Raw genomic sequence first — 12,188 nt, forward strand, 5'->3', positions numbered from 1 at the left:
ATTTTAAGGATCTAGTTTGAAAATCAATTAAAGCCTCCAACAGGTCTTCCAAGCCTCTGAACTGCCACTCAAGCGTGGTCAAATCAAAAAAAATATCGAAACTGCATTACGCCATGTTGGTTTCGATGTGGATTGTGAAATCGGCATTGCTTGTGTTGATCTTGCTGAAAGTCGTGAACTCAACTTGCAGTATCGTGAAAAAGATAAACCAACCAATGTATTATCCTTTCCAAGTGATATTCCTGAGGAAATGTTATCGCTGCTTGATGCTGAACCACTGGGTGATTTAGTGATTTGTATTCCTGTTGTCTTACAAGAAGCAATTGAACAGCAAAAAAAAGCAACTGATCATTTTACCCATTTATTGGTTCATGGTATTTTGCATCTCTTAGGTTATGACCATGAAACTAGTGAAGCTGATGCAGAAGAAATGGAAGCTTTAGAAATCGAAATCTTAAAGAAACTTGGTGTTGAAAATCCATACCAAGCGGATGAGATCTAGTAAGAATACTATGTATATCGTTATTTTCAAAGCTGAAATCAAAAAATTAGATTCTGATTACATAGAGATGGCTCAGAAATTAAGAGATAAAGCTTTAAATGAATACAATTGTATAAAGTTTGAAGCGTGTAGTGAAAATGGTTTTGAAATCGCGCTTTCTTATTGGAAAGAACTTAATGATATACAACGTTGGCATCTCGATACTGAACATCAAATCGCACAGCGCTTGGGAAAAGAAAAATGGTACCAAAACTTTAGCGTTGAAATCTGTAAATTAGAGCGTGCTTATCATAGTTAATCTAATTGTGAATAAGATCAAACTTATCCACAATTTAATAAAAAAACGGCTTGTATTAAGCCGTTTTTTTATTTCACACGATCTTAAAATTGATAACGTAAAGTGAGTGTTGCATTACGTGGTGCACCTTGGGTGATCTGTCCATACGCAGGGAAAACACCATAATATCCTTTATCAAACACATTATTGACATTCAATTGCGCGGAAAAATCTTTATTAATTTTATATTTTGCCATCAAATTAACTAAAGCATATGAACCTTGCTCAATTCTAGGATTTGCTCCTGCGGGTGCATTACTAGCGATCACATAAGTATCACTTTGCCAATTTACCCCTCCACCAATACTTAGATCACTCCACTTTCCTGGAAGTTGATAGGAAGTATAAGTTTGAATCAATTTACGAGGAAGTTGAGTATTAATATCAGCATCATTAACATCTGTTGCTTTATATTGACTATAACCAGCGGTTACATTCCAGTTTGGTGTCACTTGCCCACTAACTTCTAGCTCAAAGCCTTTACTTTCAGCACCTTTCGCAGCCTTATAATATGTTTCTAAAGTCCCATTTGGTCTTTGTATTTGCCCTACAGCTTGTGCGAGGTTATCTTGTTTAATATCGAATAAAGCTAAAGAGCCATTCAAACGATTATCAAACCAAGATGACTTTAAACCGATTTCGGTACTATTCCCCTTAATCGGATCAAGATAATTATTATTGAAATCTCTTTGATCTTGCGGCTGGAAAATACTCGTATAGCTAGCATAAGCTGAGTAATTCTGATTAATGTCATAAATCAATCCAGCATAAGGAATAAATTCGTGTTCATATTTAATCTTACTCGCAGTTGAACCTAAATCTTTCTCATAATCTGTAACACGACCACCAATAATTAACTTTAGCGGATCGAGTAAAGATAGTTGAGTTGCTGCAAAAATCGCATTTTGCTTTACGGTATAACTTTCTGAAGGTGTCCATGCACTCCAAATAGGCTCTGGAAGCGAAGCATTCCAATCATAAATACTGCCCACGGCTTCAGTTGTACCAGATCGACCTAATGCTTCAAACTCTTGATTTGAATATTGATAACCAACTACAGCTTTATGATCTCGACCAAACAAATTAAATACCCCATCTGTTTGCAAGGTAATATTATCTTGATCGACATTCACCTTATACGAACCAGCAAAGCCAGATAAACCTAAGCCTGTGGTTTTGTCAGGATTGCCAGAAACATAAAATAATTTTGACTCAGCCTCTCTGTTGCCATGAGCATAAGAAAGCTTCACACTCCAATCGTCATTAATTTTTTGAGTTAAATCTGCAAACCAATTGGTGTACTTCACATTCCAACGTGTCCAATCCTGCGTTGTTGTTGCACTTTTCGATAAATGAGTTCGCGAACCATCACTAAAGAAAACAGGTAAGCCTCCCCACATTGGACCACGAGGGTCATCCTCTTGATAACTGACTCCTGCTGAAAGTAAAGTTGACTCAGTTAAGTCAGCCTCTCCTGTCAGTAACAGCGTTAAACGCTCTTTACTCAATAAATCGGTAAAACTGTCACCTTGCTCATATTGTGCAACCGCACGCCCACGTAGTGATCCCGAATCATTCAAACTATTCGCAATATCCCCCATGACACGATAATTATTCCAACTTCCTCCACTTACTTCGATATTTGCAGCAGGTTCTTTACTCGCAGCACGCTTACGAGCCATATTTATCGCAGCAGAAGGATTCCCAGCACCAGTCGTTAATCCTGTTGCTCCACGTACTACCTCAATATGATCATAAATTGCCGTACTAGAAAAAATCTCTCCAGAAGACCAAGGTAAGGAATATGTTGTAGGGATTCCATCAATAATATAGTTATCAACAACAAAACCACGCGAATACAAACCACCACGATTTGTTTCATAACGGTTTACGGTAATACCCGTTACATTTTCAGCGACCTCAACTAAAGTTGTTAACCCTTGATCTTGCATACGTTGTTGGGTTACAACCGAAACAGATTGAGGAATTTCTTTTAAAGTCAAATTTAAAGGTAATGCAGTCGACGATTTTTCTACTGTATATGCTTGTTTTAAATTTTCACTTTCCGCTTGTATTTTAATGGTTGGCAACTGAGCAGTGCTTTCTGTACTTGACTCAGCGTAAGCAAATGATGGTAAAAGTACAGCCATAGCCAAAACCAGTGGATGTGTTTTAAATACTTGTCTCAATGAATGTTTATGCATGCCGATAGATCCTTATCGCAAGGTCAAAAGATTTGAAAGCCACCACACCTCGCTCCCCCACAAGAAAAATTCTAAAAAGCAGGATGTACAGATTTCAAAGGAGATTGAACAAAAAATACATTGCAAATGATAATTATTTTTATTATCAATTCAAGTTAATAGCATTAAAAATAATTTATTGTTTTTTAATTATTAAAATTTAATTTCACTAATGTTAAAAATTATACTTATGATTTTTATTGTTTTTTATTTTCAAATTTTACAATAGCAAATTCCAATAAGCAAATTAATGTACTTCAAACTCAGCATCAACAGGATCAAAACGCCATGTCCGAATTATTCGCAATTCAGAAATGTCTTTCATATTGCTATCAAAATGCCCAAACGGTGCACCACGGCGAACAGAAGCTTTAGCAGCTTCATCTAAAATAGAATGACCAGAACTTTCAATTAAGCGAATCGCTCGAATTCCACCCTGCGCATTTAGAATCACCATTAAACGAACTTCACCAGAGAGTCGTTGCTGCTTCGCCTCATCTGGATAATAACGGTTACCATATAACTCTACTTTTTGGCGGAATTTATCAAGATAAGCGGCAGAAGCATCTTGTTTAGCCTGAATGCCATCCACTGTCTTAATGCGTTGCTTACGGCTAAAATTTTGCTGACGTTGTAAATACTGCGCTTCTAAACTTGCGACCATCGCAGCTTTTGCTTGAAACTGGCTTTGTAAATCATCCAAAGCTTTTTTACGTTCAGTTTCTTCTGACTGTTTTTGCCAGCTGAGCACAGTCATTAAAACTTTTTCTTCAAATTTTAATTCACGCTTCTGCTGTATCTTTTCCAAACTTTCTAGTTCAGTCTCACCTGTAGTCGCATCGGCTTGCATTGGTGAAGGCATATCACTCGACATCCGATGTGCTTCACGGAAATCACCCGAACCTTTTTGATCGGCTTGTGCAAGAAAATCAGCATCTTTCACTTTGTCTTGACTTGTACGGACGGTGACTGCAATTTCTTTGGTCGAGGTATCAGACGGCGATGGCATACCAAACTGAATCGCCAGCACAGCTCCATGCAGCAGCATTGCAACCGTAACAGCTCCGACAAAGATTGGATCTTGCCACCAATGAGGAGATAGTTCAGAACGAAAATTTATTTTATTCCACATGCGATTTAAGCGACAAAAATGTCCCTTCCCCAACGGTGGCAACCGTATAAAAACCAAACCAATATTCAAAAAATTACAAAAATGTGATCCACTTATATTTACAGTGTGTCCATACCATCATTTTATGAAAATGTAGCAATTAATTTTGCTACACTGCAAGTCAGAAATTTATTTTTATTTTTAGTGAATACAAAGATCGTGACGCCGTTATCTAAAACACTTCGCTTTCTGGAACAACTTTTATGCAAACGCTAATTTCATCTGTTGTTAAACGTCTACGAAAAGTTTACCTAAAAGCAGAAGAATTCATCGAAGAAGAAAGAGAATTTTCGCTTTCACAAGTTTTTGTGAACGCAACGATGGAACGCTATGTCGTTGAGAAAGTTGAGATCATCAAAGATCTACATGCTGACCTTTATGATGGCTGGTTACGCCTTTACGCTACAATTGATGTAAAAGGTTTACACACCACTTTATCTGTTGATTTAAAACTTCTTCAGATGGAAATGAACAAAGATGTGCAATTGATGGTCTTTGAACAAATCAGCAACACCCAAGTCATCGAAGCTGAATTCAAAAACATTTTTCAAAAATGGGGTTTTTATATTGCGATTTGGTATTTTCAAAAGTTTAAAGATGAAGACCCTTTAGGCAAAATTCTAGAACATTTTGAAGTTGTCACAGTAAAAGATGAATTGCTCTATCTTGATCTCAATCGCTGGTTTAGCAAGAAACCAAGCATTATTGAGACTTTAAGCAAAGTTCATGTTAATCGTGCCCGAGTTCGCCCTGCTGAATTAATCGTTTGGGGGAATGTCAACCTTGCGGCTATTTTATCACCCTCAAATCACGAGTATGACGATGATGAACTAGATGACACCGTTGTCACCCCAATTCAGCAAAAAGATCCCAAAAAATAATTTTCCAAGTTTTGAGTGGCTTTTAAGTTTCCAATTCATGCCACTCAACTCATCATCTTCATGATTTATACGAAAAATTAACAAGCGCTTAGTAAAAAACCTGATCTTTTCTTCATAATCTACAGGCATAATAACTAATAATCGTAATGATAAATGAATGATTTATTTGAATGGTCGTTCAAAGGATATAGTGTTATGACAAAGAATTTATCAAAAGCTCTAGGTATTACTACAGCGACTTCTGCTGTAATTTTATGTGCAAGTTTATCTAGTCATGCATTTGCAATGGCGCCGTTCCAAGCGAGCTACCAATTTAGCTATAATAATAAAAACCTAGGTTCAGCGACACGTACGCTTTCTCAGCAAGGAAATAATTGGACATACAAGTTTGCTGCAAAAGCAGGGGGTATTGCCTCGGCAACAGAAACCAGCCAATTTAATTTTGCTAATAACAAAATTACTTCGCAGAAATTTACACGTAGTAGCAAAATCTTAATTCACAACAACACGATGAATATCAACTTCAATCCAAGCAATAAAACGATTAGTACGCAAAAAGATGATCAGAAACGTTCATTTGCTTGGCAAGCTGGTGTTTTGGATGAGCTTAATGCAGAGCTACAAGTTCGTGAAGATTTGAAAAATGGAAATACGCTGCAAACCCGCTATTTTATTGCGGATGCGAAAGCAGTAGACGAGCGTCGTTTTGTCAAACAAGGCACTGAGAACGTTAAAACTAGTTATGGGACATTTAGCACTATTAAAGTTGTTCTTTTACACGACAAACCTGAGCGTAATACAATTTTCTGGTTAGCGCCAAAACTTGATTATTTACCCGTCAAAGTGACACATAATGATGGTAAATCTTCATATGGTTTATTATTGACTGGCTATTCAGGCAAAACAAACTAAGCATCTGGTCAATTTTGGCTTGCAATTTTTCGGATGCTTTTTAAAATATGCCTTTGCTTAAACAAGCATCCGATTAGAGGATTCTCCCGTGTACGCTTTAGAACAGAAAATCTTAAATGAAGGTATCGTTCTATCAGATCAGGTTTTGAAAGTTGATGCTTTCCTAAACCACCAAATTGACCCTGTATTAATGCAACAGATCGGCAAAGAATTTGCTGCTCGCTTTAAGGATGCAGGGATCACTAAAATTATTACAATTGAAGCTTCAGGCATCGCTCCAGCAATTATGGCTGGTTTAGAGCTTGGTGTTCCTGTAATTTTTGCTCGTAAATATCAGTCATTGACACTGAAAGATGATCTTTACCGTTCTAAAGTGTTCTCGTTTACTAAACAAACTGAAAGTACGATTGCAATTTCTAACAAGCATATCAACTCAAGCGACAAAGCACTTGTGATTGATGACTTCTTAGCAAATGGTCAAGCTGCTTTAGGCTTAATTGACTTGATTCATCAAGCTCAAGCTGAAGTGGTTGGTGTTGGTATTGTGATTGAAAAATCGTTCCAACCAGGTCGCGATGTATTACTTGAAAAAGGTTACCGCGTTGAATCTTTAGCACGTGTTAAATCTTTAACTGATGGTAAAGTAACATTTGTGACTGAATAAAAATCTGAGTTTAGTCTCAAAAAGCGGATGATCATTTCATCCGCTTTTTTATGGAAAATTAACAACAATCCCAATTATATAAAACCTTAGAAAAGTCTCGCTTCTTTAAATCCTCTGGATGAATAAAGAAATTTCCTACTCCCGAATCGCCCCACATAATCTCATTCTTAGCATCATCCGTATCCAGCTGGAATAACAATACATAATCTCGAATAGCTTTGTTATAACCGCGTGGATCACTCTGCGTAAAATAAGGATACCCCCCTAAACGATGGCCTGTTGAAGCTAAATTTTCACTGTAAGCTTCATAAAACTCATCTGATCCATCCCCAATATTAAATCCTTCATCTTCGGTGCTGATGGGTTGCATCGTTAAGCTGAATTCTATTGCATATTGCCCCGTGAATGGCAGCAAATACTCCTCATCATCCAATTGAATATCAGAAAAATCCTGTTTTAACGGTTTCATATCTTCAATCACCTGATCAAAATATAAAACCCTAAAACCAGATTGCTGTTGCTGGTCATCAAAGTTCATCCCATACAAATCATCAGTCGCAATATAAAACTGTAAAATGCCCTGACTTGGGAAATCAGGTAAATTCGGAATTTCAGTAAAATTAAACTGTGCCAATAACACCAGTGGATTGCCATTCGAGTCAATAGGATAAGCCATATCTAATGGTAAGTAGGGTTGCCCTCCTACTTTGCTTTGCCACAATGAAAGCCGGTCACAACTTTTTAAATTCATTTGTACTGTGGGTTTTAAAGTCGCCTCAATTTTTTCTTTATAAGGCTTCAATACTTCAGGCAACGCTTCAAAGGCAAAATTCATGTTATCTATTTCCCATCTCATTATTTATAGAATGCAATATAAAACAATGGACTAAACTTAAAAAGAAGTGGAGCGAACCAAACGACAATTACTGTCGCAAACACATTCGTTCATTATCCTTCCAATCACTGACCTTCGTCCTCTAAATAAGTTATATAAATTCTGCTAGAATCAACTCGACCAAACGTAATGATAGGCATGACGATGCAAACCTACCTGAACCTTTTACAACATATCCTAGACAACGGCGGCGACAAAGGCGACCGTACTGGTACAGGAACACGTTCAGTATTTGGTCATCAAATGCGTTTTGATTTATCTAACGGCTTCCCACTACTTACCACAAAAAAAGTACATTTCCGCTCAATCGTCATTGAGCTACTTTGGTTTCTTAAAGGTGATACCAATGTTCAATACTTAAAAGACAATAAAGTGACGATTTGGGATGAATGGTCTACAGCAGAACAAACTGCTCGCTTTGGTCGCCCTGAAGGCGAACTTGGACCTGTGTATGGCCATCAATGGCGTAATTTTGGCGCGACACAAAATGAAGACGGCAGCTATCAACAAAATGGCTTCGATCAAATCAAATGGCTTGTCAATGAAATCAAGACCAATCCCAATTCACGTCGTCTAATCGTTTCTGGTTGGAACCCAAATGAAGCAGGTAAAGTGGCATTACCGCCTTGCCATACGTTGTTCCAATTCTTCGTACAAGACAATAAACTCTCATGCCAATTGTATCAACGCAGTGCTGATGTATTCCTAGGTGTTCCATTTAATATTGCGAGTTATGCCCTACTTACACATATGATTGCGCAAGTATGTGGTTTGGGTGTTGGTGACTTTGTCTGGACAGGTGGCGATACACATTTATATGCCAACCATTTTGAACAAGCAAAATTGCAATTGTCACGTGAACCATTGCCGCTATGTCAGTTAAAGCTAAATCCTGAGATCACTGATATTTTCGACTTTAAATTTGAAGATATTGAAATCGTAGGATATGAATCACACCCAGCGATCAAAGCACCTGTTGCAGTTTAAGTAGATTAGAGAGAAAACATATGACATGGCAAGGCACTGAAGTTGTTCACGTAGTTGCGATGGATAAAAATCGCTGTATCGGCAAGGGAAATGCATTGCCGTGGCATATCTCTGATGACTTAAAACACTTCAAAGCCATTACCCAAGGTGGCGTAGTAATCATGGGTCGTAAAACTCTCGAATCAATGGGACGTGCTCTGCCGAATCGCGTGAATTGGGTAATTACTCGTGACACCGAATGGCAGTTTGATGGTGCTAAAGTTGCACATACAATCGAAGATGCAATGAATGGTGCACTTACAGATGCACAACACGCAGAGAAAGCGTCATTATTTATCATTGGTGGTGGAGAGATTTTCACGCAAACCCTTGCGATTGCAGATCGACTTGAATTAACGTATGTTGATCTAGATGTACAAGGCGATGCACATTACCCACAAATCTCTGAGGATTTCAAGAAAGTAAACTCAGAACAGCAGATTGATGAAAAATCGAATATAAGCTTTGAGTTTGCGACCTACCAAAAATAAAAATGGATCGCGCATCATCATGCATAACATTGGATCACGAGAGTTTTTTATTGCTTTAGGTATCGGGCTTTTACATAGTCTATTTACCTTGTTCGTGGTCCTTTCAAGCTTTTGGCTATGTCTTGCTCTATGGATTCAACAACCACTTGGTTCTCTTCTCAGCCGTGTTGCTATTATTCTCTGGAGCTTATTTGCACTCAGCCTGATTGGTGTTTACGTCAGTGGACACCTGATTAGCCGGCGTACAGATATCATTATTTATTGCTGTGCTTTTGCTCTTGCGTTGATTTGGTATTTTTCTTTAGATGCAAGACAAGATCGAGACTGGGATCCAGAAGTTGCAGAACAGCTCAGTTATGAAAAGCATGGCGATACAGTCATACTTCATAATGTTCGCAATTTTAACTGGCATGCTGATGGCAGCTATGACATTCACTGGGAAGATCGTACTGTTGATTTAAATAAAATCACAGGGGTGAATGTAATTACCTCCTACTGGATGGGACCACAAATTGCACACACGTTGGTCAGTTTTGATTTTTCGGATCAAAAACCATTAGTATTTTCTATTGAGATACGCAAAGAAAAAGGTGAAGCGTTTTCAGCAATCGGTGGCTTTTTCCGAAAGTATGAACTGAGCTTAGTTGCATCGGACGAAAAAGATATCGTCTATACACGTAGCAATATTCGACATGAACAAGTCTATTTATTTCCAATAAAAATGCCTGCAACAGAACGCAAAGCATTATTTATTGAGTATTTACACCAAGCCGATGAGTTACGAGCAGAAGCGAAATGGTACAACACCCTAACCAGTAACTGTACAACGCTTGTTTTCGACATGGTACAAGCCATTAATCCTCAACGTCTACCAAAAGACTATCGCCTCCTTGCTTCGGGTTATTTACCTAATTATCTATATGACCTTCAGGCACTTAATCAAAGTGTGAGTATGAAAGAATGGTATCGCTTAGCGCATATCAATCCCCGTGCAGAAAAATATGATCAGCAGTCCAATCAAAGTAGTAAATATTTTTCAAAAACGATTCGTGTTGGATTGCCAAAAACTGAGTGACTTTTCAACTAATTTTATTAAAATCATCTTAAATTTTACAAAAGGATACTGAAAGCTCTACTCGTGTTCATGCTTTTTTATTTAAATAATAATCATAGAAACACAACAATTTGGATTTTAGATCTTATGTTAAAAACATTATTAACATCTTGTACTTTAGCGGTTGCAGTTGTCATGACAGGTTGTGCGACAACCGATTCCCTTCAGACCTCACCACAAGCGTCTCAAAAAGAAAGTATTGATCTGTACAATCGTACTTGGATTGCAACACAGATTAATGGCGTTGAAGTAAAAAGTAATGATCTTTCAGGTAAACGACCTGCTATTCAATTTGATGCAAAAGAAAAACGTTTCTTTGGTGCAGATGGTTGTAACCAAATCCGTGGTAGCTTTGAAAGCCAAGGCTCTATCTTACGTCTAGGGCCAATTGCATCAACCATGATGGCATGTATCGGTAATGATAACAGTACGCTTTCTCGCCAGTATGCAAATGCTTTAGCAAGTACGACAAATTATGAGCTTAAAGGTCATGAACTGAAATTCCTTGATGCTTCAGGTCGTGTTTTAGTCACTTTTGTGACAGTCATTCAACCTTTGCCTTAATTTCTTAACCAAAGTAAAAGCTCGTTTCAAACACGGGCTTTTACTTTGTTAGGACTTCGTTTACTTTATTAGTATTCTTAAAATTAAAAATTGGGGAGTTTTATGCAACAAGCATTATTTGGTGGTGGTTGTTTTTGGTGTGTAGAGGCTGTATTTCTACAACTTAAAGGCGTTGAAAAAGTCGTAAGCGGTTATGCTGGTGGCATTAATCAAAACCCGACCTATGAACAAGTTTGCCAAGGTACCACTCAACATGCTGAGGTTGTCTTAATTGATTTTGATGAGCAGCAGATTAGTTACACTCAACTGTTGAATGTATTTTTTACAACACATGATCCAACAACACTAAACCGCCAAGGCAATGATATTGGTACCCAATATCGATCAGTTGTTTATTACTTCAATGAAGAACAAAAGCAACAAGCTGAGCAAATCATTCACAGCTTAGAAGATGAAGGGCTCAATATCGTAACGGAACTTAGCCCTGTACCAACCTTCTACCCTGCTGAAGAATATCACCAAAACTTTTATGCGCGGAATCCTTCACAAGGTTACTGTAACTTCAGCATTCCACCAAAGCTTTCAAAATTGCGCTCTAAATACCTTGATCTACTCAAAGCAGATTAAGCATAAAAAAAGCAACTCGCATCGAGTTGCTTTTCCTTTGTATTTCTTAATGTTAGTTTTCACTAACAAAAGCAATATCACTTAAACCAGCTTCACTGGCGCGAGACATCACTTGTGCAACCGTATCATATTTTGATTCTTTATCTGCACGTAATTGCACAGTCGGCTTATTCTCTGCTTGACCCGCTTCTTGAAAACGCTTTTCTAGCTCTTCTAAGCTAATAATCTTCGCATCCCAAGCAACCTCACCATTTTGATTAATACTAATCGTAATCGCTTTTGGTGGTGGATCAACAATTTCAGCAGTGGTTTTTGGCAAACTTAATGGAATTGATGGGTTAGCAACCGTTGCTGTGACTAAAAAGATAATCATCAATACCAACATAATGTCGATCAGAGGAATGAGATTCATCTCATTCATGCCACTGTCGTGGTCTTCACCCAATTGAAAGCCCATTTTAAGCTTGACCTCCAACTAAACTTTGTTGAGTTGCTTTAGTTTCTGTCTTTGCCGTTGTTTCTTGCTGCAACATAGTATCAATTAACAAGCTATGTGCTTGGTCTTGCAAGTCATGTGCTAAACCACGATTGAAACGTACACAAATGTTGTAAGCCAATACTGCTGGAATCGCAACAGACAAACCTAAACCCGTCATGATCAATGCTTCACCAACAGGTGTTGCAACTTGAGCTAAACCTGCCTGACCACTCGTACCTACAGCAACAAGTGCATGGAAAATACCCCAAACTGTACCAAACAA

The 12,188-nt window shown here is 37.9% G+C and carries 15 protein-coding genes; 10 read left to right on the top strand and 5 right to left on the bottom strand.

Going from position 1 to position 12,188, the window contains the following annotated elements:
* Nucleotides 1-61: 61 nt before the first annotated feature.
* Nucleotides 62-502: an rRNA maturation RNase YbeY gene (ybeY, locus tag B4237_RS11150; protein WP_286943127.1), complete on the top strand. Its 441-nt coding sequence runs from the start codon at nt 62-64 to the stop codon at nt 500-502.
* Between the two features lie 10 nt (nt 503-512).
* Nucleotides 513-800: an antibiotic biosynthesis monooxygenase family protein gene (locus B4237_RS11155; protein WP_004876744.1), complete on the top strand. Its 288-nt coding sequence runs from the start codon at nt 513-515 to the stop codon at nt 798-800.
* Nucleotides 801-883: 83 nt separating this feature from the next.
* On the opposite strand, the gene fhuE is transcribed toward B4237_RS11155, so the two are convergent.
* Both fhuE and B4237_RS11165 read right to left on the bottom strand, forming a co-directional pair.
* Complete coding sequence (gene fhuE, locus B4237_RS11160) at nt 884-3,043, bottom strand: ferric-rhodotorulic acid/ferric-coprogen receptor FhuE (protein WP_278596122.1); 2,160 nt, start codon at nt 3,041-3,043, stop codon at nt 884-886.
* Between the two features lie 286 nt (nt 3,044-3,329).
* Nucleotides 3,330-4,214 carry an energy transducer TonB gene (locus B4237_RS11165; RefSeq protein WP_278596121.1) on the bottom strand — a complete coding sequence of 295 codons (885 nt, stop codon included), beginning with the start codon at nt 4,212-4,214 and terminating at the stop codon, nt 3,330-3,332.
* Between the two features lie 242 nt (nt 4,215-4,456).
* Between B4237_RS11165 and B4237_RS11170 the strand changes: the two genes are divergently transcribed.
* The 3 genes from B4237_RS11170 to B4237_RS11180 all read left to right on the top strand — a co-directional run bounded on the left by B4237_RS11170 (nt 4,457) and on the right by B4237_RS11180 (nt 6,710).
* A complete protein-coding gene (locus B4237_RS11170) occupies nt 4,457-5,134 on the top strand; it encodes a hypothetical protein (protein ID WP_004876741.1) in 678 nt (225 codons plus the stop codon).
* A gap of 195 nt (nt 5,135-5,329) precedes the next feature.
* Nucleotides 5,330-6,046, top strand: coding sequence for a DUF3108 domain-containing protein (locus tag B4237_RS11175; RefSeq protein WP_004876740.1), 717 nt, complete (start codon nt 5,330-5,332; stop codon nt 6,044-6,046).
* Between the two features lie 88 nt (nt 6,047-6,134).
* On the top strand, nt 6,135-6,710 hold the full coding sequence (locus B4237_RS11180) for a xanthine phosphoribosyltransferase (RefSeq protein WP_004876738.1): 576 nt from the start codon (nt 6,135-6,137) through the stop codon (nt 6,708-6,710).
* A gap of 58 nt (nt 6,711-6,768) precedes the next feature.
* Here the strand turns inward: B4237_RS11180 and B4237_RS11185 are convergent, their stop codons facing one another.
* Nucleotides 6,769-7,545: a YwqG family protein gene (locus tag B4237_RS11185; protein ID WP_278596120.1), complete on the bottom strand. Its 777-nt coding sequence runs from the start codon at nt 7,543-7,545 to the stop codon at nt 6,769-6,771.
* A 204-nt stretch (nt 7,546-7,749) separates the two neighbouring features.
* On the opposite strand from B4237_RS11185, the gene thyA reads away from it, so the two are divergent.
* The 5 genes from thyA (at nt 7,750) to msrA (ending at nt 11,427) form a co-directional block, all read left to right on the top strand.
* Complete coding sequence (gene thyA / locus B4237_RS11190; protein WP_278596119.1) at nt 7,750-8,592, top strand: thymidylate synthase; 843 nt, start codon at nt 7,750-7,752, stop codon at nt 8,590-8,592.
* A gap of 20 nt (nt 8,593-8,612) precedes the next feature.
* Entirely contained in the window at nt 8,613-9,122 is a 510-nt protein-coding gene (locus B4237_RS11195) for a dihydrofolate reductase (RefSeq protein ID WP_286943119.1), read from the top strand.
* Between the two features lie 19 nt (nt 9,123-9,141).
* Nucleotides 9,142-10,197 carry a DUF4105 domain-containing protein gene (locus B4237_RS11200; protein WP_278596117.1) on the top strand — a complete coding sequence of 352 codons (1,056 nt, stop codon included), beginning with the start codon at nt 9,142-9,144 and terminating at the stop codon, nt 10,195-10,197.
* Nucleotides 10,198-10,323: 126 nt separating this feature from the next.
* Nucleotides 10,324-10,800, top strand: a complete 477-nt coding sequence (locus B4237_RS11205; RefSeq protein ID WP_004876730.1) for an META domain-containing protein — start codon at nt 10,324-10,326, stop codon at nt 10,798-10,800.
* A gap of 102 nt (nt 10,801-10,902) precedes the next feature.
* On the top strand, nt 10,903-11,427 hold the full coding sequence (msrA, locus tag B4237_RS11210) for a peptide-methionine (S)-S-oxide reductase MsrA (protein ID WP_004876728.1): 525 nt from the start codon (nt 10,903-10,905) through the stop codon (nt 11,425-11,427).
* A 52-nt stretch (nt 11,428-11,479) separates the two neighbouring features.
* Here msrA and B4237_RS11215 read toward each other — a convergent pair whose 3' ends face one another.
* Both B4237_RS11215 and B4237_RS11220 read right to left on the bottom strand, forming a co-directional pair.
* Nucleotides 11,480-11,884: an ExbD/TolR family protein gene (locus B4237_RS11215; protein ID WP_004876726.1), complete on the bottom strand. Its 405-nt coding sequence runs from the start codon at nt 11,882-11,884 to the stop codon at nt 11,480-11,482.
* Nucleotide 11,885: 1 nt separating this feature from the next.
* Nucleotides 11,886-12,188 (bottom strand): MotA/TolQ/ExbB proton channel family protein (locus tag B4237_RS11220; protein ID WP_286943124.1); only part of this gene is annotated, 303 nt, incomplete at its 5' end.

The sequence above is a fragment of the Acinetobacter sp. UBA6526 genome (assembly GCF_002434875.1).
GTDB lineage: Bacteria > Pseudomonadota > Gammaproteobacteria > Pseudomonadales > Moraxellaceae > Acinetobacter > Acinetobacter venetianus.

Excerpts from the sequence above, each read along its gene's own strand:
- B4237_RS11155 (WP_004876744.1), top strand. The coding sequence starts at position 513 with ATGTATATCGTTATTTTCAAAGCTGAAATCAAAAAATTAGATTCTGAT.
- fhuE (WP_278596122.1), bottom strand. The coding sequence starts at position 3,043 with ATGCATAAACATTCATTGAGACAAGTATTTAAAACACATCCACTGGTT.
- B4237_RS11165 (WP_278596121.1), bottom strand. The coding sequence starts at position 4,214 with ATGTGGAATAAAATAAATTTTCGTTCTGAACTATCTCCTCATTGGTGG.
- B4237_RS11170 (WP_004876741.1), top strand. The coding sequence starts at position 4,457 with ATGCAAACGCTAATTTCATCTGTTGTTAAACGTCTACGAAAAGTTTAC.
- B4237_RS11175 (WP_004876740.1), top strand. The coding sequence starts at position 5,330 with ATGACAAAGAATTTATCAAAAGCTCTAGGTATTACTACAGCGACTTCT.
- B4237_RS11185 (WP_278596120.1), bottom strand. The coding sequence starts at position 7,545 with ATGAATTTTGCCTTTGAAGCGTTGCCTGAAGTATTGAAGCCTTATAAA.
- thyA (WP_278596119.1), top strand. The coding sequence starts at position 7,750 with ATGCAAACCTACCTGAACCTTTTACAACATATCCTAGACAACGGCGGC.
- B4237_RS11195 (WP_286943119.1), top strand. The coding sequence starts at position 8,613 with ATGACATGGCAAGGCACTGAAGTTGTTCACGTAGTTGCGATGGATAAA.
- B4237_RS11200 (WP_278596117.1), top strand. The coding sequence starts at position 9,142 with ATGCATAACATTGGATCACGAGAGTTTTTTATTGCTTTAGGTATCGGG.
- B4237_RS11205 (WP_004876730.1), top strand. The coding sequence starts at position 10,324 with ATGTTAAAAACATTATTAACATCTTGTACTTTAGCGGTTGCAGTTGTC.
- msrA (WP_004876728.1), top strand. The coding sequence starts at position 10,903 with ATGCAACAAGCATTATTTGGTGGTGGTTGTTTTTGGTGTGTAGAGGCT.
- B4237_RS11215 (WP_004876726.1), bottom strand. The coding sequence starts at position 11,884 with ATGGGCTTTCAATTGGGTGAAGACCACGACAGTGGCATGAATGAGATG.